Origin of the sequence: Acidovorax sp. FG27 (assembly GCF_040365715.1) — a bacterium.
In the GTDB taxonomy this organism is placed as follows: Bacteria; Pseudomonadota; Gammaproteobacteria; order Burkholderiales; family Burkholderiaceae_C; genus Paracidovorax.
This window is the reverse complement of record NZ_BAABVY010000008.1, coordinates 373,630-398,941: the sequence shown is the minus strand read 5'-3', so window position 1 is coordinate 398,941 and position 25,312 is coordinate 373,630. Positions and strand designations below refer to the sequence as shown.

At 71.4% G+C, this 25,312-nt stretch carries 19 protein-coding genes; 17 read left to right on the top strand and 2 right to left on the bottom strand.

Annotated features, from left to right (window positions below):
* Positions 1–1,899 (bottom strand): YhdP family phospholipid transporter (locus tag ABWV53_RS06910; protein WP_353364298.1); only part of this gene is annotated, 1,899 nt, incomplete at its 3' end.
* Positions 1,900–2,038: 139 nt separating this feature from the next.
* Between ABWV53_RS06910 and glnE the strand changes: the two genes are divergently transcribed.
* Together glnE and msuE are read left to right on the top strand one after the other, a co-directional pair.
* Positions 2,039–4,837, top strand: a complete 2,799-nt coding sequence (gene glnE / locus ABWV53_RS06905; protein WP_353363609.1) for a bifunctional [glutamate--ammonia ligase]-adenylyl-L-tyrosine phosphorylase/[glutamate--ammonia-ligase] adenylyltransferase — start codon at positions 2,039–2,041, stop codon at positions 4,835–4,837.
* 299 nt (positions 4,838–5,136) lie between these two features.
* The gene (gene msuE, locus ABWV53_RS06900; RefSeq protein WP_353364296.1) at positions 5,137–5,727 is read left to right on the top strand and encodes an FMN reductase; all 591 of its coding nucleotides are present in this window, start codon (positions 5,137–5,139) and stop codon (positions 5,725–5,727) included.
* Positions 5,728–6,114: 387 nt separating this feature from the next.
* Here the strand turns inward: msuE and ABWV53_RS06895 are convergent, their stop codons facing one another.
* Positions 6,115–6,495, bottom strand: a complete 381-nt coding sequence (locus ABWV53_RS06895) for a GNAT family N-acetyltransferase (protein WP_353364294.1) — start codon at positions 6,493–6,495, stop codon at positions 6,115–6,117.
* 279 nt (positions 6,496–6,774) lie between these two features.
* Here ABWV53_RS06895 and ABWV53_RS06890 point away from each other — a divergent pair, with 279 nt between their 5' ends.
* The 15 genes from ABWV53_RS06890 (at position 6,775) to ABWV53_RS06820 (ending at position 24,976) form a co-directional block, all read left to right on the top strand.
* The gene (locus ABWV53_RS06890) at positions 6,775–8,034 is read left to right on the top strand and encodes an SfnB family sulfur acquisition oxidoreductase (RefSeq protein ID WP_353364292.1); all 1,260 of its coding nucleotides are present in this window, start codon (positions 6,775–6,777) and stop codon (positions 8,032–8,034) included.
* Between the two features lie 56 nt (positions 8,035–8,090).
* Positions 8,091–9,374, top strand: coding sequence for an SfnB family sulfur acquisition oxidoreductase (locus ABWV53_RS06885; RefSeq protein ID WP_353364290.1), 1,284 nt, complete (start codon positions 8,091–8,093; stop codon positions 9,372–9,374).
* A 42-nt stretch (positions 9,375–9,416) separates the two neighbouring features.
* Positions 9,417–10,232 (top strand): MetQ/NlpA family ABC transporter substrate-binding protein, encoded by an 816-nt coding sequence (locus tag ABWV53_RS06880; protein WP_353364288.1) that lies wholly within the window; start codon positions 9,417–9,419, stop codon positions 10,230–10,232.
* A gap of 14 nt (positions 10,233–10,246) precedes the next feature.
* Positions 10,247–11,668 carry an LLM class flavin-dependent oxidoreductase gene (locus ABWV53_RS06875; protein WP_353364286.1) on the top strand — a complete coding sequence of 474 codons (1,422 nt, stop codon included), beginning with the start codon at positions 10,247–10,249 and terminating at the stop codon, positions 11,666–11,668.
* On the top strand, positions 11,665–12,522 hold the full coding sequence (locus tag ABWV53_RS06870; RefSeq protein ID WP_353364284.1) for a MetQ/NlpA family ABC transporter substrate-binding protein: 858 nt from the start codon (positions 11,665–11,667) through the stop codon (positions 12,520–12,522). Before ABWV53_RS06875 ends, ABWV53_RS06870 begins: the two co-directional genes overlap by 4 nt.
* Positions 12,523–12,586: 64 nt before the next feature.
* A complete protein-coding gene (locus tag ABWV53_RS06865; protein WP_353364282.1) occupies positions 12,587–13,405 on the top strand; it encodes a MetQ/NlpA family ABC transporter substrate-binding protein in 819 nt (272 codons plus the stop codon).
* Positions 13,402–14,598 (top strand): methionine ABC transporter ATP-binding protein, encoded by a 1,197-nt coding sequence (locus tag ABWV53_RS06860; RefSeq protein ID WP_353364280.1) that lies wholly within the window; start codon positions 13,402–13,404, stop codon positions 14,596–14,598. The genes ABWV53_RS06865 and ABWV53_RS06860 overlap by 4 nt, the downstream gene beginning before the upstream one ends.
* Positions 14,570–15,232: a methionine ABC transporter permease gene (locus ABWV53_RS06855; RefSeq protein ID WP_353364278.1), complete on the top strand. Its 663-nt coding sequence runs from the start codon at positions 14,570–14,572 to the stop codon at positions 15,230–15,232. Before ABWV53_RS06860 ends, ABWV53_RS06855 begins: the two co-directional genes overlap by 29 nt.
* Before the next feature lie 208 nt (positions 15,233–15,440).
* On the top strand, positions 15,441–16,157 hold the full coding sequence (locus ABWV53_RS06850) for a TetR/AcrR family transcriptional regulator (protein ID WP_353364276.1): 717 nt from the start codon (positions 15,441–15,443) through the stop codon (positions 16,155–16,157).
* A gap of 32 nt (positions 16,158–16,189) precedes the next feature.
* On the top strand, positions 16,190–17,593 hold the full coding sequence (locus ABWV53_RS06845) for an efflux transporter outer membrane subunit (protein ID WP_353364274.1): 1,404 nt from the start codon (positions 16,190–16,192) through the stop codon (positions 17,591–17,593).
* Between the two features lie 59 nt (positions 17,594–17,652).
* Positions 17,653–18,855, top strand: coding sequence for an efflux RND transporter periplasmic adaptor subunit (locus ABWV53_RS06840; protein ID WP_353364272.1), 1,203 nt, complete (start codon positions 17,653–17,655; stop codon positions 18,853–18,855).
* A 51-nt stretch (positions 18,856–18,906) separates the two neighbouring features.
* Entirely contained in the window at positions 18,907–21,984 is a 3,078-nt protein-coding gene (locus ABWV53_RS06835; protein ID WP_353364270.1) for an efflux RND transporter permease subunit, read from the top strand.
* Between the two features lie 199 nt (positions 21,985–22,183).
* Positions 22,184–22,756, top strand: coding sequence for a Uma2 family endonuclease (locus tag ABWV53_RS06830; protein WP_353364268.1), 573 nt, complete (start codon positions 22,184–22,186; stop codon positions 22,754–22,756).
* Positions 22,757–22,916: 160 nt separating this feature from the next.
* Positions 22,917–24,140, top strand: coding sequence for an HD-GYP domain-containing protein (locus ABWV53_RS06825; protein ID WP_353364266.1), 1,224 nt, complete (start codon positions 22,917–22,919; stop codon positions 24,138–24,140).
* 194 nt (positions 24,141–24,334) lie between these two features.
* On the top strand, positions 24,335–24,976 hold the full coding sequence (locus ABWV53_RS06820) for a glutathione peroxidase (protein WP_353364264.1): 642 nt from the start codon (positions 24,335–24,337) through the stop codon (positions 24,974–24,976).
* The last annotated feature ends 336 nt before the right edge of the window (positions 24,977–25,312 follow it).

Here is a 25,312-nt window from a genome sequence, read left to right as displayed (position 1 = left end):
GCCCTCCAGCCCGGTAAGGGCCGGCCACGGCAGCTGCGGGGTGTGCTGCAGCGACGGTGGCACGTAGGCATAGGTCACGCCGCGCACCTTCGCCGCGATGCGGAATTCGCCCTGGCCCGGCTGCTCGAACGGCATGTGGTGCAGGTCGCCCTTGACGCGGAACTGCACCTGGCTGGCGGTGCCCGCCGTGACGGCGTCGCGCACGTAGTGGCGCGTGGCCTGCGGAATGACCTGGGGCAGATAGCGATGCACCCGCGTGCCGTCGGCGCGTTGCAGCGTGCCCGACAGGTCGAGCACGCCGGGCGCATGGCCCAGGTCGTCGGTGTGCCAATGGGCCCGCGCCTCGCCCGCCGCGTCGGCATTGGCGAAGCGCACGTCGCTGGCCTGCACCGCCAGGCGCTGCCCGTCGCGCTGCCAGCGCACGGCCGCGCCCAGCTGCTGCACGGGCACCAGCGGGTCTTCAAACACGCCGGGCAGCAGCAGGGCGCCATCGGCCACCGCCAGCGTGGCGTTGCCGCCGGCCTGGTTCAGATCGAATTCGACCGTGGCGCCGCGCACGCCCGGCACGCGCGCGGCGGCCACCTCGGCCGCGCCGGCGGGCGCCGCCAGCGCCAGGCCCGAGACCTTGCCGCGCGCCTGGTATTGCTGCGGCGCCGCCAGCGGGCCGCGCCAGCTGGCCTGCACGGCCTCGACCATGCCTTCGGGCGCGTAGGTGGAAAGCGCCCGGTGCGCCGCGTCGTCCAGGGGCAGGCGGCTGGCGATGTCGGCCAGCGCGGCCAGGTCCAGCCGGTCGGCCTGCAGCTCGCCATGGTCCTGCCCGGCCGTATCGCCGTGGGTGTGGCGCAGCGTCAGGTTGCCGCCGGGCCAGCGCAGGCCGTCGGCGGTGAGGAACTGCAGGCCCTGCGTGGACACCTCGAACCCGTCTTCGAAGCGCCGCCCGCCGATACGGCCGGCCACGGTGCGCAGCGCCAGCGGCTGCAACTGCGCGCCCAGCGTGGTGCTGACGCCCGCCAGCGCCACGTCGGCCGTGCCGCCCGACAGCTGGCCGCGCTGCACGTCGGCCCAGGCCCGCACGGCGCCGTGGCCGCCGGTCACGCGCGCGCCCACGTCCACGTACTGGTTCAGGCGCGACACGTCCACCCGCGTGAACTCGGCAAAGAGCTGGCCGCTCCACTGCTGCCAGGCGCCGCTGTGCGTGGCCAGCAGCGGGGCGCGGAACTGCCCGCGCAGGCTGAAGCGATCGCCCCACTCGGGCGGCGGCGTGGCGTCCAGCCGCAGCGCGTGGCGCCAGCGGCCGTTGCGCAGCACCAGGTCGACGTCGCTCAGCGCCAGCGGCGGGGCGGGGCGCAGCGCGTCGCTCCAGCGAACCGTGCCGCCGCGAATGGCCAGCTCGGGCTGCGAGAAGAGCCAGTCCGCGCCCTCGCTGCTGGCTGCGGCAGCGGTATCGCCGTCACTGCCGCCCAACGCCAGGCCGGCGACGAAGATGCGGCCGTCCGCTTCGCGGCGCACGTCCAGCTCGGCGCCTTCTATATACAGCTGCTCGAAGCCGCGCTTGAGCAGGGAACGCGGCGACACGGTGGCGACCACGCGCGGCAGGCGCAGCGCCGGGCGGCCCTCGGCGTCCAGCAGGGCGACGTCGCCCAGCTCGATGGCGGGCAGCAATCCGTTGGAGCGCGCGCTGAGCGAGCCGATCCGCACGGGAACCCCCAGGGCCCGTCCGGCATGGCTTTCCAGCTGCGGACGGTATTCGCCGATTCGCGGCACAATCCAGCCATGAAGCACGCCCCACGCGGCTGCCAGCGCGACACCGAAGGCCAGCAGCAGCCCCAGCGACCACCGAGCGAACACCGCGACGCATGTCAGAAGACGTGTGGGGCGTGGTGGCGTCTCGGCGTTCATGGCGGGTGTTGTCGGTGCCAGGAATTATGACCCGCGCCCTCCCCCCGGGTTCGCGGCCGGAGCGTGTCGTTGTGTACGACGGCACGCCTTCCCGCACGGCCCCGACGCCCCTTCGCTCCGCTCTCTGACACCCTCCTCCATGCAGCCGTCTCCGCCACCCGCCGGCCCGGGCATCGCCGACCATTCGCGCTTCCTGCAGCGGCTGCACCGCCGCTATGCGGACGAATTCCCCCTGCTGCCGGCGGGCCTTCCCACCCGCGACACCATGGCCGAGGCGCTGGACGCGCTGGCGGCCCGTGGCTATGACACCGGCGCCGCGCTGCGCATCCTGCGCCAGCTGGTGCTGGAGCGGCTGATCCGGCTCGACTGCGAGCAGCAGGCGCCGCTGGAGGACGTGACCCGCGCCATGACCTGGCTGGCCGAGCTGGCGCTGGACCGCGCCTGCGTGCAGGCTCGCGCCGAGCTGGATGCGCGCCACGGCGCGCCGCAGGGCCCCGGCGGCGGCCCGGTGGAGCTGTGGATCATCGGCATGGGCAAGCTGGGCGCGCGCGAGCTGAACGTCTCCAGCGACATCGACCTGATCTACGTGTACGAGCACGACGGCGAGACCGCCGGCAACGCCGAGGGGCGCGGGCGCATCTCGCACCACGAATACTTCGGCCAGGCGGTCAAGGCCATCTACAGCCTGGTGGGCGACACCACCGAGCACGGCTTCGTCTTTCGCGTCGACCTGGCGCTGCGGCCCAATGGCAACTCCGGCCCCGCCGCCGTGTCGCTGGCCGCGTTGGAGGAATACCTGCAGGTGCAGGGCCGCGAGTGGGAGCGCTTCGCCTGGCTCAAGAGCCGCGTGGTGGCGCCGCGCGAATCCGTCATCGGCGAGCCCGTGCAGGCGCTGCGCGGCGTGGTGCTGCCGTTCGTCTTCCGCCGCTATCTGGACTACAGCGTGTTCGACGCGCTGCGCTCGCTGCACCGCCAGATCCGCGACCATGCCGCCAAGCGCAGCGCCGGCCACCCCGAGCGCGCCAACGACGTGAAGCTCTCCCGCGGCGGCATCCGAGAGATCGAATTCATCGTGCAACTGCTGCAGGTGGTGCGCGGCGGGCAGTTCCCCGAGCTGCGCTGCCGCCCCACGCTGGAGGCGCTGCAGCGCATCGCCCGCGCCGGCCTCATGCCTACGGCAACGGCCGATGCGCTGGCCGCGGCCTACACCTTCCTGCGGCAGGTGGAGCACCGCATCCAGTACCTGGACGATCAGCAGACCCACGTGCTGCCCACCCGCGACGACGACCTGGCCTGGATCGCCCAGACCCTGGCCTTAAGCAGCTGCGCCTTCCTGCACCAGCTGGACGCGCACCGCGAACTGGTGGCGCAGGAGTTCGACACCCTGCTGGGCGGCGCCGGCAAGAAGCAGTGCAGCAAGGGCGGCTGCGGCGGCCCGCGTGCCGGCACGCCCGCCCCGCCCGAGCTGGAGACCGTGCTCGGCCAGTTGCCGCCCAACGTGCGCGCCCGCGTGGCCGAGTGGCGCACGCACCCGCGCGTGCAGGGCCTGAGCGACGAGTCGCGCGACCGCCTGCTGCGGCTGGTGCAGCGCACCGCCCGCTGGCTGGCCGACGGCCAGGTCAACGAAGACGCGGTGGTGCGCCTCGTCGGCTGGCTCGAATCGCTGCTGCGGCGCGACGTGTACCTGGCGCTGCTGCTGGAGCGCCCCACGGTGCACGAACATCTCTTGCACCTACTGGGCGCCGCGCAGTGGCCGGCCCGCTACATGCTGCAGCACCCCGGCGTGATCGACGAGCTGGCGGGCGAGGCCCTGCTGTCCGAACGCTTCGTGCCCGAAGACTTCGAGCACGAGCTGGCGCTGCGCATCGCCTCGCTGCAGACCACGGGCGAGGACGACGACGAGACGCTGCTGAACCTGCTGCGCCGCGCCCACCATGCCGAGACCTTCCGCACCCTGGCGCGCGACGTGGAGCGCCGCATCACCGTCGAGCAGGTGGCCGACGACCTCTCGGCCCTGGCCGACAGCGTGCTGCGCGTGACCGCCCGCTGGTGCTGGAGCCGCCTGAAGAACCGCCACCGCGAAGTGCCGCAATTCGCCATCATCGGCTACGGCAAGCTGGGCGGCAAAGAGCTGGGCTACGGCAGCGATCTGGACATCGTCTTCGTGTTCGACGACGACGACGACCGCGCCCCCGAGGTCTATTCGGCCTTCGTGCGCAAGCTCATCAACTGGCTGACGGTGAAGACCGCCGAGGGCGACCTGTTCGAGATCGACACCGCCCTGCGGCCCAACGGCAATTCCGGCCTGCTGGTGACCAGCTTCACCGCCTACGCCAACTACCAGGAGCGGCGTGGCAGCAACACCGCCTGGACCTGGGAACACCAGGCCATGACGCGCGCCCGCTTCCTGCTGGGCACCGAGGACCTCGCGCCGCCCGGCACGCTGCCGCCGCTGCCCCTGGGCGACGGCGCGGCCCTGGTCGGCACCGGCCGCCATCTGCAGGGGCGCTTCGACGCCGTGCGCGAAGCCGTCATCACCGCGCCGCGCGACCCCGCCTCGCTGCGCGAGGAGATCGTCACCATGCGCGAACGCGTGCGCGCCGCGCACCCGGTGCCGGCCGGCCAGTTCGACGTGAAGCACAGCGTGGGCGGCATGGTGGACGTCGAGTTCGCCATCCAGTACCTGGTGCTGTCGCAGTCGGCCGACCACCCCAGCCTGCGCGAGAACCGCGGCAACATCACCCTGCTGCGGCGCGCCGAGGACGCGGGCTTTCTGCCCGAGGGCGTGGGCACCGCCGCCGCCACCGCCTACCGCACCCTGCGCCAGGTGCAGCACCGCGCCCGCCTGAACGAGCAGCCCACCCGCGTGGACCCGGCCACACTGCAGGCCGAGCGCGAGGCGGTGCTGGCGCTGTGGCGGGCAGTGTTCGGCGGCTGATTTCGACGGGGATTCAAGCCCAATCCGGCTCCAGCGCTTGATCCACAAGCGCCTCCAGCTATTGAATTGATAGCGAACTGGTCACTATCCCAGGGGCGGGTGGCCGGCCATCGGCGCTGCGCCGTCTCGTGGGCCCAGCCAGCCTTGCCCGGTCTCTGTGAGCCCGCATGCGCGCAAACCGCATATCCATGCGCGGAAACCTTCGCACCGCGAAAGCGCCGACGGGTCTTAAATCCCTCCATCAGCCCGCCGCGACGGTCGCGCCGGGCCCTGGAACCAGGAAGCAAGGAACCCGACCCATGACCCGCCCCTTCAAAGTCGTCGCCGTCTCCGGCAACGTGCAGCGCCCCTCCCGCACCCTGGTGCTGGTCGAGGAGCTGATCGCCGCGATCGGCGACGTGCTGCCCATCGAGGCGCACACCATCGAACTGGGCCCGCTGGCGCCGCAGATCGGCGGCGCGCTCTACCGCAGCCAGCTGCCCGCCAGCGTGGACGCGGAACTCGCCGCCATCGAATCGGCCGACCTGCTCATCGTGGCCAGCCCCGTCTATCGCGGCGCCTACACCGGCCTCTTCAAGCATTTGTTCGACTTCGTGCACCAGGACGCCCTGATCGACGTGCCCGTGCTGCTGGCCGCCACCGGCGGCAGCGACCGCCACGCGCTGGTGATCGACCACCAGCTGCGCCCGCTGTTCAGCTTCTTCCAGGCGCGCACGCTGCCCATCGGCGTGTACGCGTCGGAGCAGGACTTCACGGGCTACGCCGTCGGCAGCGCGAGGTTGAAGGCGCGCATCGCGTTGGCGGCGGAGCGTGCGGCGCCGCTGGTGGGGGTGGCGCCGGCTGCGGCGGCCGGGGCGGTGGCTGCGCCGCGTTTGGCCCTTGCGGCCTGAAGCCGGGCCGATCTCGGGTGCCGAGTTGGCATCCCAGCCCTCCATGAGTGGCTCCGCCTTTGCCGCTCCACCCGGCGCCGTGATCTGAGGCATCAGGTCATTCATCCCGTTCGATCACGGCAGTGCGGCGGAGCAGATCGCTGTCAGAGCCCGCCACCATGAGTACCCGCACGAGGAAGCCGCGCGGGCACCCGGACGCTGTCTTGTCAAACGGGTCGATATTCAAAGCGGTGATGGATCAAGTACTGGCGTCACAAGACCGCAGTGCGTGCCAAGAAGCCGCACACACCGGGACCTGAGCAAGGGCCCACGCGAGCTGCCCGCCTGGCGTAACCAGCAACCCCTCACGAATGCGTTTGCAGCAATGCTCGCTGCCCTTGGCGCGGCTCAGCCCTCGAAGTGGCGGCGGTACTTCACGAATCCCGCCTTGGCCGAACCGTCGAAACCGCGCGACTCGAATAATCGGTGGGCACCGGCTCGTTCCCTGGAGCTGAGGATCATGATTTTCGAGCACTGCCTCTGGCGACAGAACGCTTCTGCTTCTGTCAGGAGTGCAGCGCCGACCCCAGCCTTGCGGAACGCGAGGTCGACCACCAGGTTTTCCAGCACAGCGAATGGCTGCATGCCGTACATCACATCTGCGCAGAGCGATACCAAGACCGTTCCGCAAACCACTCCGTTTGCGTCTGCCACCAGCAACGCTCCATTCGCACCGCCCTGCAAATCCAGAATCCGTTCCGGCAGGACTTGGTGATGGGAACTGTCCAACAGCTGGGAGTAGAGGGAACCCAGGCGCCCCGCGTCAGTGGGCCGCGCAAGACGGACGTGAAGGTTGGGGACAAACATCGTGGCGCCATTCTGGGCCAGTCCAAGCACCAGCCTTGCCGTCAGCGGCAGTGGCACTGGCTCTTCAGTTCAGGCTGAAGTTGTCCCCAAAGGGCGCATCTGCGATGCCGTAGGCATCCACGGCGCTCCACGACGAATCCCGCATATCGATCTACCAATTCCTTCGCACCACGCCGCCGCGTCCCGGTCTCCAATCCATGCATGACCGCAAGACCCGCACTCCTGCAGCAACGCCTGCCCGACACCCCCACCCACGTGGCGCGCATCGCCACCGACGCCGACGCCATCGACGCCGCGCACCGGCTGGCGGCTGAATTCGCGCCCGGTGCCGCCGAGCGCGACCGCGAGCGGCGCCTGCCCTGGGACGAGCTGACGCGCTGGTCGGCCAGCGGCCTGGGCGGCATCACCGTGCCGCGCAGCCATGGCGGGGCACAGGTGGCCTACGCCACGCTGGCCGAGGTGTTCGTGATCCTCAATGCGGCGGATTCCTCGCTGGGGCAGATTCCGCAGAACCATTTCGGCGTGCTGGGCGTGCTGCACGAACTGGGCACGCCCGAGCAGAAGTCGCGCTTCTATGCCGAGGTGCTGGCCGGCCGGCGGCTGGGCAATGCGGGGCCGGAGCGCAAGGCCGATGGGGCCGCCACCGTGCTGCAGGGCGCCACGCGGCTGCGCACCACGCCGCAGGGGCAGCTGGTGCTGACGGGCAAGCGCTTCTATTCCACGGGCGCGCTCTTTGCCCACCGCATTCCCGTGCGCGCCACCGACGACGCCGGCCGCAGCGTGCAGGTGTGGGTGCCGCGCGAGGCGCCGGGCCTGGCCGTGGTGGACGACTGGGACGCCTTCGGCCAGCGCACCACCGCCAGCGGCACCGTCGTGTTCGACGAGGTGCCGGTCGATGCGGCCGACGTGCTGCCCCTGTGGCAGCTGGCCGACCGGCCGGGGCTCTACGGGCCGACTTCGCAGCTGATGCAGGCCGCCATCGACCAGGGCATTGCCGAGGCGGCGGTAGCCGATGCGCAGCGCTTCGTGCGCGAGCGCGCCCGGCCCTGGGTGGATTCGGGCGTGCAGCACGCGCACGACGACCCGTACCTGATCGCCGATGTCGGCCGCCTTCAGATCGACCTGCACGCCGCACGCGAGGTGCTGCGGGAAACGGGGGCGCTGTTCGACGCCCTGGCGGCGCGCGCCGCGGCCGCTGGCGGCTTCACCGCCGAAGACAGCGCACGGGCGTCGGTGGCCGTGGCCGAGGCCAAGGTGCTCACCACCCGCATCGCGCTGGAGGCCAGCGAAAAGCTGTTCGAGCTGGCGGGCTCATCCGCCACCCGCGCCGCCCACCACCTGGACCGCCACTGGCGCAACGCCCGCGTGCACACGCTGCACGACCCGGTGCGCTGGAAGCTGCACCTCATCGGCAACCACCTGCTGAACGGCGCGCTGCCCCGCCGGCATTCGTGGAACTGACTTCACGCACACCCCGGCCGATACCGAATTCCACACCGATGAGAGAACCGACAGCCATGTCCCTGCTGCTCCCCGAACCGCCCGCCAGCGCCCTGTTCACCCCGGCCCCGGTGCCGCCGCCGCAAGCCTCGCCCGCCCCTGCCCCGGCCGGCACGCCGCAGCGCATCGCCAGCGACGCCCAGGCGCTGGCCGCCGCGCAGCGCTTTGCCGACCGCGTGGCGCCCGGCGCGGCCCGGCGCGACCGCGAACGCCTGCTGCCCTGGGCCGAGCTGGACGAATTCGTCGCCAGCGGGCTCTGGTCCATCACCGTGCCGCCCGAGTACGGCGGCCCGGGCGTTTCGGCCGGCACGCTGGCCGAGGTGATCGCCCGCGTGAGCGCGGCCGACGGCTCGCTGGGGCAGATTCCGCAGAACCATTTCTATGCGCTGGAGGTGCTGCGCGTGGGCGGCAGCGATGCGCAAAAGCGCTTCTTCTATGGCCGCGTGCTGGCGGGCGAGCGCTTCGGCAACGCGCTGGCCGAGATCGGCCACAAGGACTTCCAGCGCCGCACGCGGCTGGTGCCCGATGGGGACGGCTTCCGTGTCATCGGCCGCAAGTTCTATTGCACCGGCGCGCTGTATGCGCACTGGATTCCCACACTGGTGGTCGCCCAGGAGGCCGACGGGCGCGAGGTGACCTGGCTGGCCTTCGTGCCCCGCACCGCGCCGGGCGTGCGCATCACCGACGACTGGGACGGCTTCGGCCAGCGGGTGACGGGCAGTGGCTCGGTGGAGTTCGACGACGTGCGCGTCGAGGCCGAGTGGGTCGTGCCCTTCCTGGCGTCATTCCAGCGGCCCACCACCATCGGCCCGCTGGCGCAGCTGCTGCACGCGGCCATCGACCTGGGCCTGGCGCGGGGCGCGCTGGCCGCCACGCTGCCCTTCGTGCGCGACCACGCCCGGCCCTGGATCGACGCCGGGGTGGACCGTGCCGCAGACGACCCGCTGCTCATCCAGCAGCTGGGCGACACCGCAGTGCGCGTGCGCGCCGCCGAGGCCCTGGTGCGCCGCGCCGCCCGCTTCGTGGCTGCGGCGCAGGCCGACCCCACCGAGCAGAGCGTGGCGCAGGCATCCGTCGCCGTGGCCGAGGCGCGTGCGCTCACCACCACCGCGTCGCTGGATGCGGGCACGCGGCTCTTCGAGCTGGGCGGCACCTCGGCCACCACCGGCCGGCAGGGGCTGGACCGCTTCTGGCGCAACGCCCGCACGCACACGCTGCACGACCCGGTGCGCTGGAAGTACCACGCCATCGGCAACTACCACCTCAACGGCCGCATTCCGCCGCGCCACGGGGCGCTCTGAAGCCCGCTCCTCCCCAGCCATCGCAACGACATCGCATAGACCATGAAGCCACTTAGCCTGTTCCGCACACTCGTTACCCTCGCTGGCGCCGCCGTGCTCGCCGGCAGCGCCCTGGCCGCGCCGCTCAAGATCGGCGTGGTGCCGGGCATCTTCGCCGACTCGGTCGAGCTGGCCGCCAAGGAGGCCAAGGCCCAGGGCCTCGATGTGCAGGTGGTCGAGTTCACCGACTGGACCACGCCCAACGTGGCGCTGGACGCGGGCGACATCGACCTGAACTACTACCAGAACAGCAACTACCTGGCCAACGCCGTGCGCAGCAAGGGCTTCGACTTCGTGAGCGTGCAGCCGGGCATCCTGTCGTACCTGGGCCTGTATTCCACCCGCCACAAGACGCTGGCGGACCTGCCCGACGGCGCCCGCGTGGCCATCGCCAGCGACCCGGTGAACATCGGCCGCGCCCTGCGCCTGCTGCAGCACGCCGGGCTGATCACGCTGCGGCCGGACACGGGCCTGCTGGGCACGCAGGCCGACATCGTGGCCAACCCCAGGCGGCTGCGCTTCATCGAGGTGGAAGGCCCGCAGCTGGTGCGCGCCACGCAGGACGTGGACCTGGCGCTGGGCTACCCCTACTTCATCATCCCGGCCAAGGCGTTCGATGCCAGCAAAGGCCTGGCCTACACCCGCTACGAAGACGATTCCTGGGCCATCCAGTTCGTCGCCCGCAAGGACCGCGCGGCCGACCCGCGCATCGCGCAGTTCCTGGCCGTCTACAAGACCTCACCCTCGGTGCGCCAGGCGATCCAGCGCTTCTACCTGAACGACGCCGGGCTCTACCGCCTGGCCTGGCTGCCGCGCTGAAGGAGGGCACCGCCATGACACAGCAGCGCCCCCACATCCTGCTCAACGCGTTCAACATGAACTGCGTGGGCCACATCAACCACGGCCTGTGGACGCACCCGCGCGACCGCAGCACGGACTACCGCACGCTCGCCTACTGGACCGACCTGGCGCGCACGCTGGAGCGGGGCCTGTTCGACGGCCTGTTCCTGGCCGACATCGTGGGCACCTACGACGTCTATCGCGGCAATGTCGAGGTGCCGCTGCGCGAGTCCATCCAGCTGCCGGTGAACGACCCGCTGCTGCTGGTGCCGGCCATGGCCGCCGCCACCCGGCACCTGGGCTTCGGCGTGACGGTGAACCTGTCTTACGAAGCACCCTACCTGCTGGCGCGGCGCTTTTCCACGCTGGACCACCTGACGAACGGCCGCATCGGCTGGAACATCGTCACCGGTTACCTGGACAGCGCCGCCCGCGCCATGGGCCAGCCCGCGCAGCTGCCGCACGACGAGCGCTACGAGCGCGCCGACGAGTACCTGGACGTGCTCTACCAGCTGTGGGAAGGCAGCTGGGAGGACGGCGCCGTGCGCCGCGACAAGGCCGCGCGCGTGTTCGCCGACCCGGCCCGCGTGCACAAGGTGGTGCACCACGGCCGCTACTTCGACGTGGAGGGCCACCACCTCAGCGAACCCTCGCCGCAGCGCACGCCGGTGCTGTTCCAGGCCGGCAGCTCGGGCCGGGGCCAGCGGTTCGCGGCGCGCCATGCCGAATGCGTGTTCATCTCGCCGCCGAACAAGGCGGCCGCGCGCCAGACCGTGCAGGCCCTGCGCGAGCAGCTGGTGCGCGCCGGCCGCCGGCCCGGCGACGTGAAGGTCTTCGTGGGCGCGGCGGTGGTGACGGGCCGCACCGAGACCCAGGCGCGCGAAAAGCACGCCGACTACCTGCGCCACGCGAGCCGCGAGGCGGGCCTGGCCCACTTCGCCGCCAGCACCGGCATCGACTTCGCGCAGTACGACCTGGACGCGCCGGTCGACTACTCGCCTGGCAACGCCATCGAATCGGCCAGCCGCACCGCGCAGCAGCAGGGCTGGACGCGGCGCAAGCTGCTGGAGCTGTTCGCGCTCGGCGGCCGCTACCCGGCCATCGTGGGCGACGCGCAGCAGGTGGCCGACGAACTGCAGTCCTGGGTGGCCGAGACCGGCGTGGACGGCTTCAACCTGAGCCGCACCGTGGTGCCCGAGAGCTACGAGGACTTCATCGACCTGGTGGTGCCCGAGCTGCAGAGCCGCGGCGTCTACAAGACCGCGTATGCGGACGGCACGCTGCGCAGCCGGCTCTTCGGCGAGGGCGACCGGCTGCCGGCGCGGCATGCGGCCGAGGCGTTCCGGCGCCGCGCCGCAGCCCCGGCCCACGCCGTGGCGGCCCCCGTCCAGCCCGCGCTGGAGGCCCAGCCATGAAGCCATCTCTCGTTGCGGCCCGCCGCTCCTTCCTCGCAACCGCCGTGGGCTGGCTGGCGACGGCGGCCCTGGCGCAGGCGCCCGCCGCGCCGCTGCGCATCGGCGTCACGCCCGGCTCGCTGGCCGACTCCGTGCAGGTCGCGGCGCAGGAGGCCCGCCGGCAGGGTCTGGACGTGAAAGTCATCGAATTCACCGACTGGACCGCCCCCAACACCGCGCTCGCGGCCGGCGACATCGACCTGAACTACTTCCAGCACCAGGCCTTCCTGGACAACGCCATCCGCGAGCGCGGCTACGCCTTTACCAGCGTGGCTGTCGGCCTGCTGCCCAACATCGGCCTCTATTCGCTCAAGGTGCAGCGCTTCGCCGACCTGAAGGAAGGCGCCCGGGTGGGCGTGGCCAACGACCCGGTCAACCAGGGGCGCGGCCTGCTGCTGCTGGAAAAGGCGGGGCTGATCCAGCTCAAGCCCGGTGTGGGCGCGCGCGGCAGCGTGAACGACATCGTGGCCAACCCCAGGAAGCTGCGCTTTTCCGAGATCGAAGGCCCGCAGCTGGTGCGCGCCATCGACGACCTGGACCTGGCCCAGGGCTACCCCGCGCACTACGTCAACGCCGGCAAGCCGCAGGTGGCCGGCAGCGCGCTGCTGTATTCGGGCATCGACGACCTGGCCTACGCCATCCGCTTCGTGGCGCGCAAAGACAACGCGCAAGACCCGCGCATCCAGCGCTTCGTGCAGATCTACCAGGACTCGCCCGCCGTGCGCACGCAGATCCGCCAGTCGTTCGCGGGCAACGAGCGGCTCTACAGCCTGCCGTGGCTGGCCCACGCAGTGCCACCACCCCGTTCGCCCTGAGCCTGCCGACCGGCCTGCACCGCTGTGCTCACCCCTCCCCCATTCCTCCACTTCTTTCCGCACCATGACCTTGCACCGCCTGCTTCTCACCCCCCTCATCGCCCTCGCCGCGTGGGCCGCCCTGCCCGCCCACGCCGCCGACAGGCTGCGCATCGGCGTGCTGCCGGGCGTCTATGCCGACGCCATTGCCGCCGCCATTCCCGACGCCAAGGCGCAGGGCATCGACGTCACCGCCGTCGAATTCACCGACTGGACCACGCCCAACGTGGCGGTGAACGCGGGCGACCTGGACCTGAACTTCTTCCAGCACCAGCCCTTCCTGGACAACGCCATCCAGAAGAACGGCTTCAAGCTGGCCAGCGCCGGCACGAGCTTTCTGGCCAACATCGGCCTCTATTCGCTCCGGCACAAGGCGGCCGCCGACGTACCCGTGGGCGGCAAGGTGGCGCTGGCCAACGACCCGGTGAACCAGGGGCGCGGCCTGCTGCTGCTGCAAAAAGCCGGGCTGATCACGCTGAAACCCGGCGTGGGCTTTCTCGGCACGGTGGACGACATCGCGCAGAACCCGAAGAAGCTGAAGTTCGTCGAGGTGGAGGGCCCGCAGCTGGTGCGCGTGACCGGCGACGTGGACATCGCCCAGGGCTACCCGCATTTCATCGTGGCCTCCAAGGCGTTCGACCCGTCCAGCGGGCTGGCGTATTCGGGCATCGAGGACGCGCGCTTCGCGATCCAGTTCGTGTCCAAGGCCGACCGCGCCAAGGACCCGGTGATCCAGAAGTTCGTGAAGGTGTTCCAGAACTCCGCCGCCGTGAAGGCCGCCATCGACCGCGCCTTCGCGGGCGACAAGCGGCTCTACGTGCTGACCTGGACGCAGCAGCCATGAGCGGCGGCGTCCACACCCTTTCGCCGGCCGCCCTGTGGCGCAGCGGCGCCGGCCAGGCGCCGCAACGGACGGTGGCGCAGGCCGGCCCCGCGGCACCGGTCGCCGTGCAGGGCCCGCCGGCACGCACCGGCTCGGTGGTGTTCGACGGGCTGGGCAAGGTGTATGCCTCGTCCGCCGGGCCGGTGGCGGCGCTGGAAGGCATCAGCCTGGAGATTCCCGCCGGCAGCGTCTTCGGCATCATCGGGCGCAGCGGCGCGGGCAAGTCGAGCCTGCTGCGCACCATCAACCGGCTGGAGTCGCCCACCGCGGGCCGGGTGCTGGTCGACGGGGCCGACATCGCCGCGCTGGACGACGATGGCCTGGTGGCGCTGCGCCGGCGCATCGGCATGATCTTCCAGCACTTCAACCTGCTGGCCGCCAAGACGGTATACGACAACGTGGCGCTGCCGCTGCGCGTGGCCGGCTGGCGGCCCGCCGCCGTGCACCAGCGGGTGGAGGAACTGCTGGCGCTGGTGGGCCTCGCGGACAAGCACCGCACCTACCCGGCGCGCCTCTCGGGCGGGCAGAAGCAGCGGGTGGGCATCGCCCGGGCGCTGGCGACGGGGCCGGAGATCCTGCTGTGCGACGAGGCGACATCGGCGCTGGACCCGGAGACCACGCATGCCATCCTGCAGCTGCTGCGGGACATCAACCAGCGCCTGGGCATCACCATCGTGCTCATCACGCACGAGATGAGCGTGATCCGCGAGATCGCCGACCAGGTGCTGGTGCTGGAGCAGGGCCGCATCGCCGAGCTGGGCGAGGTCTGGCAGGTGTTCGGCGCGCCCCGCCATGCCGCCACCCGCGCCCTGCTGGCGCCGCTGCAGCACGGCCTGCCGGGCGACCTGCAGGCGCGGCTGCGGCCGGAGCCGCCGGCGCACGGGAGCTTTCAGCGCATCCTGCGGCTGGACTACACCGGCGCGGGCGGGCTGGAACCCGACTTCGCCCGCATCGCGCAGGCCCTGCACAGCCCCGTGCGGCTGCTGCAGGGCGGCGTGGACCCCATCGCCGGCCACCCGCTGGGGCGCCTGATCGTCGCGCTGCCCGGTTCCGTGCCGCTGCCGGCGCTGTCTTCCCTGGTGCAAGGGCCTGGCGCCATTGCCCATTCCATCGAGGTGATCGGCCATGTCGCTGACGTTGAGCATTCCCTTTGAGCGCTACACCCAGGCCCTGGCCGACACGCTGGCGATGGTGGGCGCCTCCGCCGCCATCGCCTTCGTGGCGGGCATTCCGCTGGCGGTGCTGCTGATCGTGACCGCGCCGGGCGGCTTCCTGGCCTCGCCGCGCCTCCACCGGGTGGTGGGCAGCGTGGTCAACGGCTTCCGGGCCACGCCCTTCATCGTGCTGCTGGTGGCGCTGATTCCGTTCACCCGGCTGGTCGCCGGCACCACCATCGGGGTGTGGGCGGCCATCGTGCCGCTGGCCATCAGCGCCACGCCGTTCTTCGCGCGCATCGCCGAGGTGAGCCTGCGCGAGGTGGACCCGGGCCTGATCGAAGCCGCCCAGGCCATGGGCTGCCGCAAGTGGCACATCGTGCGCCACGTGTACCTGCCCGAGGCGCTGCCCGGCATCGTGGGCGGCTTCACCATCACGCTGGTGGCGCTCATCAGCTCGTCGGCCATGGCCGGCGCCGTGGGCGCGGGCGGCCTGGGCGACCTGGCCATCCGCTACGGCTACCAGCGCTTCGACACGCAGGTGATGCTGATCGTCATCGCCGTGCTGGTCGCGCTGGTGTCGCTGGTGCAGTTCGGCGGGGACCGGTGGGTGCGCTGGCTGCGCAGCCGGTGAGCCCGGGCGCCTGGGGGCGCAGGTCGGGATGCAAAGGAGAAGGGGCCGCCACTGCGGCCCTTTCGTCGTCAGGGTGGCAAATTGTGGGCCAAAACAGACGGCAGCGCCCATTCCACCTGCGCATGCAGCTATGTTTTTCATAGCAAAACACTGACCGGAGCGAGATGTCAAACAAACGTTTGATTTGTTGTGCTCTAATCACGCCGCCATGGCCCGAGCCCCCTCCCCCGACGACACCGCCCCCACCGACGCTACCGACGCCCTGCCGCCCGCCCGCGAGCGCCTGCTGCGGGCCGCGCTGCGGCTGTTCGCCGAGCACGGCTACGCCAAGACGTCCATCCGCGCCATCGCCCAGGCCGCGCAGGCCAACGTGGCGGCCGTCAGCTATTACTTCGGCGACAAGGCGGCGCTGTATGCGGCGCTGTTCTCCGAATCGTTCGGCCAGATGCAGCCGCTGATCGAGGCCTTCACCCGCGAGGGCCTCAGCCTGCGCGAGGCGCTGCAGGTGTACTTCGAGGGCGTGCTGGAGCCGCTGCAGCATGGCGAGATGGCCCGGCAGTACGTGCGCCTGCACATCCGCGAGGCGCTGGAGCCCACCAGCCAGTGGGAGGTGGAACTGGAGCGCGACGTGCGCCGCCCGCACGAGGCGCTGGCCCGGCTGCTGGCCGCCCACCTGGGCGCACCGGTGGACGACGACGACGTGCACCGGCTCGTTTTTTCCATCACCGGCCTGGCCTTCCAGGTCTGGTGCCAGCAGGAAGTGGTGGGCGCGCTGCGCCCGCAGCTGCTGACGGCCCCGGGCGCCGTGCCGGCCTGGACGGCGCGACTGACCGAATACGCCCTGGCCCTGGTGGCCGCCGAAGCGGCGCTGCGCCGCGCACCGGGCCCCCTTTCCGGCGCTGACGGCGCCGCCCCCGCACCATGAACGCACGCTGCTTCACCCGATCCACCCGATCCATGCGATCCACCACCCGCGCCCTGCTGGCGCTGGCCCTGCCGCTCTGGCTGGGCGCCTGCACGCTGCCCCGCCCCGCCGCCGAGGTGCCGGCCCCCGTGCCGGCCGGCTGGCAGGCGCCGCTGCCCCATCAGGGCCACGTGGCCGACCTGGCCCGCTGGTGGGAACGGGCCGGCGACCCGCTGCTGGTCGAGCTGATCGGCGCGGCGCAAGACGCGAGCCCCACCCTGGCCCAGGCCCGCTCGCGCATCGTGCAGGCCCGCGCCACGCAGACGGCCGCCCGCGCCGCGCTGCTGCCCACGCTGGACGGTCAGGCCAACGCCAGCCGGGGCGCCAATGAAAACGTGGGCGGCCTGGCCACCACCGCGCAGGCCAACCTGCAGGCGGGCTGGGAGATCGACCTCTTCGGCGGCAACGCCGCGGCCAGCGACGCGGCACGCGAGCGCCTGTCGGGCGCGGGTGCGCGCTGGCACGAGGCGCGTGTCTCCGTCGCGGCCGAGGTGGCGCAGCAGCTCAGCAGCTGGCGCCAGTGCACGCGCCAGCTGGCCGTGGCCGAATCGGACGCCCGCTCGCGCGGCGAGACGGCGCGCCTGTCGGCCGAGAGCCAGCGCGCCGGCTTCACCGCCCCGGCCACCGCCGCCCTGGCCGACGCGAGCTTTGCCGATGCCCGCGTGCGCGCCGCGCAGCAGCGCATGCAGTGCGAGATCGACGTGAAGACGCTGGTGGCGCTGACCGGCCGGCCCGAGCCCGAGCTGCGCGCCCGGCTGGCCGCCGCGCCCGCGCCGAGCACGCCCGATGCGCTGTTCGCCATTCCCGACCTGCCCGCGCAGACCATCGCCCAGCGGCCCGACGTGTACGTGGCCGAGCGCGAGGTGGCCGCCGCCAGCGCCGAGGTGGGCAATGCCCGCGCCCAGCGCTATCCGCGCCTGACGCTGGGCGGCTCGATCGGCCGCGGCATGGTGCGCACCGGCGGCGTCGAGGTGTCGAGCAACACCTGGTCGATCGGCCCGGTGGCGCTGTCGGTGCCACTCTTCGACGGCGGCCGGCGTGCCGCGCAGGTGGACGCCGCCAGCGCCCGCTACGACGAGGCCGTCGCCAATCACCGGGCCACCGTGCGCCAGGCGGTGAGTGAGGTGGAGCAGGCCCTGGTGCGGCTGGACAGCACCGCCGCCCGCAGCACCGACGCCCGCCGCGCCGCCGAGGGCTACCGCCGCTCGTTCGAGGGCACGCAGGCGCGCTGGCAGGCGGGCCTGGCCAGCCTGGTGGAGCTGGAGGACGCCCGCCGCACCGCCCTGGCCTCCGAAACCGCCCTGGTGGCGCTGGAGCAGGAGCGCATGGCCGCGTGGATCGCGCTCTACCGCGCCGCCGGCGGCGGCTGGGACGGCGTGCCGGACGCGCCGCGCTGAGCCGACGCGCATTTCTTTTCTGATTTTTTCGATCTGACCGCACGAACGGAGCCGCCTTCATGCCGCGCAAGACCTTCAAACCTTCCGTGATCGTTCTCGCCCTGGTGGGCATCGTGGGCGTGCTGGCCGTGGCCGGCGCCCTCTTGGCCAACCGCCCCGCCGACGCCGCCAAACCCGAAGCCGCCGCCGAGCACGCCCCGCGTCCGGCGCTCGCCGTCACCGTGACGCAGCCAGTGCGCTCGGCCATCGAGCTGCGGCTGCCGGCCAACGGCAACATCGCCGCCTGGCAGGAAGCCGTGGTGGGGGCCGAGAGCAACGGCCTGCGGCTGACCGAGGTGCGCGTGAACGTGGGCGACGCCGTCAAGAAGGGCCAGGTGCTGGCCACCTTCGCGGCCGAGACGGTGCAGGCCGACGTGGCCCAGGCCCGCGCCAGCCTGCTGGAAGCGCGTGCCAGCGCGGCCGAAGCGGCCGCCAACGCCGAGCGGGCGCGCACGCTCACGCAGTCGGGCGCCCTGAGCGGCCAGCAGATCCAGCAGTACGCCACCGCCAGCGAAACCGCGCAGGCGCGGGTGGAGGCGGCGCAGGCCGCGCTGAACGCGCAGCAGGTGCGGCTGCGCAATGCCCAGGTGCTGGCGCCCGACAGCGGCGTGATCTCGTCGCGCACGGCCACCGTGGGCGCGGTGGTGAACGGCGGCGCGGAGCTCTTTCGCATGGTCACGCGCGGGCGGCTGGAGTGGCGCGCCGAGGTCACCTCGTCCGACCTGCCGCGCATCCGCCCCGGGCAGAAGGCCACCGTCACGGCGGCCAGCGGCGCGCAGGTGCAGGGCACCGTGCGCATGGTGGCGCCCACGGTCGATCCGCAGACGCGCAACGGGCTGGTCTATGTGGACCTGCCCAGCCATCCGGACATCCGCGCCGGCACCTATGCGCGGGGCGACTTCCAGCTGGGCGCAAGGGACGCCCTCACCGTGCCCCAATCGGCCGTGGTGGTGCGCGACGGCTTCAGCAGCGTGTTCGAGGTGGCGCAGGACGGCCGCGTGGCCATGCGCCGCGTGCAGACCGGCCAGCGCGTGGGCGACCGGGTGGAGGTGGCCTCGGGCCTGGCCGAGGGCGTGCGCATCGTGGAGCGCGGCGGCGCCTTCCTGAACGACGGGGACCTGGTGCGCGTCGAGGCGGCGCCCGCCGTGCCGGCTTCGGCACCCGATTCAGCATCGAAACAGGCTCCAGCGCCCGTTCCACCAGCGCAACCAGCTATCAAATAAGGAGCAAACGATGCTTTCGTTCGCCCACCGCACCGCCCGGAGGCCGCAGCCATGAACCTCTCTGCCTGGTCGATCCGCAACCCCATTCCCGCGGCGATGCTGTTCGTGCTGCTCACGCTGGCCGGGCTGCTCGCCTTCCGGTCGATGAAGGTGCAGAACTTTCCCGACATGGACCTGCCGGTGGTGATGGTCACCGCCGCGCTGCCGGGCGCCGCGCCCGGCCAGCTCGAATCCGACGTGGCGCGCAAGATCGAGAACGCCATCGCCACCACGCAGGGCCTGAAGCACATCACCACCACGCTGGTCGATGGCACGGCCACCATCGCGGCCGAATTCCAGCTGGAAAAGCCCGTGCAGGAGGCGGTGGACGACGTGCGCTCGGCCGTCAGCCGCGTGCGCGCCGACCTGCCGGCCGACCTGCGCGACCCGATCGTCGCCAAGCTGGAGCTGTCGTCGCAGCCCATCCTCGCTTTCGCCATCGCGTCCGATCGCATGGATGCGGAGGCGCTGTCGTGGTTCGTGGACGACACGCTCACCCGCCAGCTGCTGGCCGTGCCGGGCGTGGGCGCGGTGGGCCGCGTGGGCGGGGTGACCCGCGAGGTGCGCGTGGCGCTGGACGCGCTCAAGCTGCAGGCGCTGGGCGCCACCGCGGCCGACGTGTCGCGCCAGCTGCGTGCGGTGCAGGTGGAAAGCGCGGGCGGCCGTGCCGACCTGGGGAGCTCCGAGCAGCCCCTGCGCACCATCGCCACGGTGCAGACGGCCGCGGAGATCGCCGCGCTGCAGATCCCGCTCTCGCGTGGCGGGCACGTGCGCCTGGACCAGGTGGCGACGGTGAGCGACACGGTGGCCGAGCAACGCTCCGCCGCGCTGCTGAACGGCCAGCCGGTGATCGGCTTCGAGGTCTCGCGCAGCCGGGGCGCGAGCGAGGTGGACGTGGGCGCGGGCGTGCAGCGAGCGCTCGACAAATTGCTGGCCGAGCACCCCGACCTGAAGCTCACCCGCACCTTCGACTTCGTGCGCATCGCGCAGGACGAGTACGACAGCTCCATGCGCCTCCTGTACGAGGGCGCCATCCTGGCAGTGGTGGTGGTGTGGCTGTTCCTGCGCAACTGGCGGGCCACCATCGTGTCGGCGGTGGCGCTGCCGCTGTCGGTCATTCCGGCCTTCATCGGCATGCAGATGCTGGGCTTTTCGATCAACATCATCACGCTGCTGGCGCTGTCGCTGGTGGTGGGCATCCTGGTGGACGACGCCATCGTGGAGGTGGAGAACATCGTGCGCCACCTGCGCATGGGCAAGAGCCCGTACCAGGCGGCGATGGAGGCGGCCGACGAGATCGGCCTGGCGGTGATCGCCACCACCTTCACGCTGATCGCCGTGTTCCTGCCGACCGCGTTCATGAGCGGCGTGGCCGGGCGCTTCTTCAAGCAGTTCGGCTGGACGGCGGCGCTGGCAGTGTTCGCCTCGCTGGTGGTGGCGCGGCTGCTCACGCCCATGATGGCCGCCTACCTCATGAAGCCGCTTGTGGGCCAGGAAAAGGAGCCGCGCTGGCTGGCCGCGTACATGCGAGCCTCGGCCTGGTGCCTCAAGCACCGCATCGTCACGCTGGCCGGCGCGCTGGTGTTCTTCGTCGCTTCGCTGGCTCTGATCCCGCTGCTGCCCTCGGGCTTCATCCCGGCGGACGACAACGAGCAGACGCAGGTCACGCTGGAACTGCCGCCCGGCACCAAGCTGCCCGAGACGCAGGCGGTGGTGGCGCAGGCGGCCGAGCGGCTGCGCGGCGTGGGCCACATCGAGAGCATCTACACGGCGATCGGCGGCGGCTCCTCGGGCGCCGACCCGTTCGCGGGCTCGGGTGCGAGCGACCCGCGCAAGGCCACCATGACGCTGCGGCTGGCGCCGCGCGGCGAGCGCCCGCGCAAGCAGGCCATCGAGCAGCAGCTGCGCACCGCGCTGGAGGGCCTGCCCGGCGTGCGCGTGAAGATCGGCCTGGGCGGATCGAACGACAAGTACGTGCTGGCGCTGGCCAGCGAAGACCCGCAGGCGCTGGCGACGGCCGCCCGTGCGGTGGAGCGCGACATCCGCACCATCCCCGGCATCGGCGGGGTGAGCTCCACCGCCAGCCTGGTGCGCCCCGAGATCGCCGTGCGCCCGGACTTCGCCCGCGCCGCCGACCTGGGCGTGACCAGCAACGCGATCGCCGAGACGCTGCGCGTGGCCACCGTGGGCGACTACGACCAGTACCTGCCCAAGCTCAACCTGGCGCAGCGGCAGGTACCCATCGTCGTGCGCCTGAACGACGCCGCCCGCCAGGACCTGTCGGTGCTGGAGCGCCTGACGGTGCCCGGCGCGCGCGGCCCGGTGCGGCTGGGCGAGGTCGCCACGCTGGAGGTGGCGGGCGGCCCGGCCGTCATCAGCCGCTACGACCGCTCGCGCAACGTCAATTTCGAGATCGAGCTGGGTGCGCGCGGCCTGGGCGAGGTGACCGACGCCGTCAAGCAGCTGCCCGCCGTGCGCGGCCTGCCGGCCAGCGTGCGCCTGATCGACGTGGGCGACGCGGAGATGATGGGCGAGCTGTTCGCCAGCTTCGGCCTGGCGATGCTGACCGGCGTGGTCTGCATCTACATCGTGCTGGTGCTGCTGTTCAAGGACTTTTTGCAGCCGGTCACCATCCTGATGGCGCTGCCGCTGTCGCTGGGCGGCGCCTTCGTGGGCCTCTTGATCGCGGGCAAGAGCTTCTCCATGCCCTCGCTGATCGGGCTGATCATGCTGATGGGCATCGCCACCAAGAACTCCATCCTGCTGGTGGAATACGCCATCGTCGCCCGCCGCGAAGGCATGAGCCGGCTGGACGCGCTGCTGGACGCCTGCCACAAGCGCGCCCGCCCCATCATCATGACCACGCTGGCCATGGGCGCCGGCATGATGCCCATCGCCCTGGCGCTGGGCGAGGCGGACATGAGCTTCCGCTCGCCCATGGCGGTGGCGGTGATCGGCGGGCTGATCACCTCCACCATCCTGAGCCTGCTGGTGGTGCCGGCCGTGTTCACCTACATCGACGACTTCGAGCAATGGTTGCTGCGCACCGTGCTGCGGCGCAAGGGGCATGGCGAGGGAAGCTCTGCATGAATCGAGCGGCAAGTGGGCGCTGCGGATCGGGAGGGGCTGCAAGGCGCCAACCGCAGCTTTTAGCGAAGCTTTGGCGAGGATTGGCAACGCCGCAGACTGCCCGAATCCGCAGATGCACACGGCGCGATGATTCGTGCAGAGGTTCCCCAGGGTGCGCGGGGATAATGCAGGTCTCTTCCCCCACCGCACGAGGCACGCCATGGCACGACCGCAGCACCAGCCGCACCTGACGGCGGACGACTACCTGGCTTGGGAAGCGACCCAGGAAGAACGCCATGAATACCTGGACGGCGAGGTGTTCGCCATGGCGGGGGCGGAAGACCGGCACGTGATGGTGGCCGGTAACCTCTACATGGCCTTGCGCAATCATCTGCGCGGCAGCCCCTGCAAGACCTACATGAGCGACATGCGGCTGCACGTGGCCGCCTCCAACGCCTACTTCTACCCCGACGTGCTGGTCACCTGCGACGCGGGCGACCATGCGAGCCGGCTGTCCAAGTCCCAGCCGACGCTGATCGCCGAGGTGCTCTCGGCCGGCACTGGCGGCTACGACCGGGGCGCCAAGTTCGCCCATTACCGCCGCATCGCCCGGCTGGCCGAATACGTGCTGGTCGACATCGACCGCCGCGCCACCGACGTCTACCGCAAGGGCGCGGACGGCCTCTGGATGCTGCACCCGTTCGCGGGCGAGGACACCGTGGAGCTGGCGAGCGTGGCGCTGCGGCTGCCGGCGGCCGAGCTGTTTGCCGACCTGGACCCCGAAGCGGCCTGACGTTCGGGATCAAAATCGGCCCACGCGCCCATCGATCAAGGGTTTTGCGCTATATATTGAATAGCATCTCCCGCACGCACCGAAAGTTCGAATTGACGGGGTTTGCCCGCAGTTTGCAGTCCATCGGGCGGCCCGCCGGCGCGGGATAATGCAGCGCTCCATGAACCTCGTTCCCCTGAACATCGACAGCATCCAGCTCGGCCAGCCGCTGCCCTTCGTGCTGCGTGACTCGGAGGGCTTGCTGCTGGCCCAGAAGGGCTATGTCGTCCGCACCCGCGCCGAGCTGGACGCGATGCTGGCCCGCGGCCTGCAGCTGTGCGTGGACACCACCGAATCCGGCGACAGCCACCGGGCCTACGTGGCGCAGCTGCACCGCATGCTCAACACCGACCAGGCGCTGGGGCAGATCGCGGCGGTGAAGCTCAGCGCCGGTGCCGCGCCGGCCAAGCCCGAACGCCCGCCCGAGCCGTCCGGCCGCATCGACTGGGGCGAAACCCAGCTGCGCGCCACGCAGCTGCTGCGCTCGCCCTCGGCGGCGCCGGACTTTCCCGCCCGCCTACAGGCGCTGCACGCCGACCTGGCCCGCCAGGTGGAGACCCTGCCCGACCCGACGCTGCTGGCGCTCATGCACCTGGCGGCCCGCGAGATCCGCATGTACAGCGCCACCCACGCCATGCTGGTGTCGTGCATCGTCATGCTGGTGGCGCGGGACACCCTGCGCTGGCCGCCCGAACGCGTGCAGACGCTGGGGCTGGCCGCGCTGTCGATGAACATTTCCATGACCGCCCTGCAGGACCAGCTGGCGCTGCAGACGCAACCCCTGACGACGGAGCAGATGAACGCCATCGACTCCCACGTCGACCGCTCGGTGGCCCAGCTGCGCGCCCTGGGCGTGACCGATGCCGTCTGGCTGGAAGCCGTGGCCGAGCACCACCGCCGCGCCCCGGGCCCGCTGGCCGGCCGCACCGAGGGCCAGCAGATGGCGCGGCTGATCCAGCGAGCGGACACGTTCAGCGCCCGCATGTCGCCCCGCTCCACCCGCAACCCCATGCCGGTGACCGCGGCCCTGCAGGCCAGCTACCACGACGAAAACCAGAAAGTGGACGAAGCCGGCGCCGCCATGGTGCGCACCCTGGGCATCTACCCGCCGGGCGCCTACGTGCGGCTGGCGTCGCAGGAGGTGGCCGTGGTGCTGCGGCGCGGCACCACCGCCACCACCCCCCGCGTGGCCGTGGTGCTGAACCAGAGCGGCATGCCGACCGGCGAGCTGATTCCCCGCGACACCCGGCAGCCCGCCTCGAAGGTGGTGGCGCCGGTGGCGCGGCACGACGTGCGGGTGCAGGTGCGGCTGGAACGGCTGCTGGCGCTGGCCGAGCGGGTCTGACCCCCGGCCGACCCGGCCCGCAGGCTGCGGCCCGGGCCACGCGGGCTCGTTCCTGCCTGCGGAACCGTTGCGGCCGCCGGGGCGCCATGCCACGATCGGCACCCGGGCCGGACGATCCAGCGCCCGGCTGGCAACGTAGAAGTTGCCAGGCTTTCCGGTCCTCCGCCGATCGTCGATCACCCAGGAACACCGCCATGCGCCGCAATCGCCCGACCGCCGCTCCGTCCTTCGCCCGCCGCCTGGCCCTGTCGGCCATCGCCGCCACCGCCCTGGCCTCGGGCACCGCGGCGCGGGCGGCCGATGCCGTCGCCCCGGCACGCGGCGCTGCCGTGCCGGCACCGGCCGCCGCTGCCTGCCCGGCGCTGCTCAACCACCGCTTCGACCGCCTGCAGGACGAGGTGCCGCAGTCGCTCTGCCAGTACGCCGGCAAGGTGGTGGTCGTCGTCAACACCGCCAGCTACTGCGGTTTCACCGGCCAGTACAAGGGGCTGGAGGCGCTCCACGCCAAGTACCGCGACCGGGGATTGGTGGTGCTGGGGTTTCCATCGAACGACTTCGCGCAGGAAGGCGGCAGCAACGCGCAGATCGCCGAGTTCTGCGAGAACACGTTCGGGGTCAAATTCCCGATGTTCGCCAAGAGCGCGGTGCGCGGCAGCGATGCGTCGCCCTTCTACCGGCAGCTGGCGGAGCAGGCGGGGCAGGCGCCCCGGTGGAACTTCCACAAGTACGTGGTGGGCCGTTCGGGCACGGTGGTGGGCAGCTTCGGCAGCTCGGTGGATCCGATGAGCAAATCGGTGGTGGATCTGGTAGAGCAGCAACTGTTGGTAAAGCCGTGAGTGAAGGCGGTGGTCCGGGCGGCTCGGCCGGTCATTTCGCCTTATCATTCCTACCTGACGCCAGGTTTACAAAGATTGTGAATTTCGCCCTGTTTTTGCGGAACTTCGCAATCCGAACCGGAGTCGATGGAGTAAGTAACGCGCACTTCATGGTCACCACATTGATTACTGTTGCGAAGCCTTTCCGGCCTGCGGCCTGACTGAAACCCCGGAGCGCTTCTCCTCCCTCCCTCTCTTTATTCGTTTCGGGACGCTTCGCAACTTTTTTATGCCGAAAAAAACGCCGCCTGGTTCGCGCCAGGCGGCGTTTTTGTTGGCGGGTGCCGCTGAAGGCGT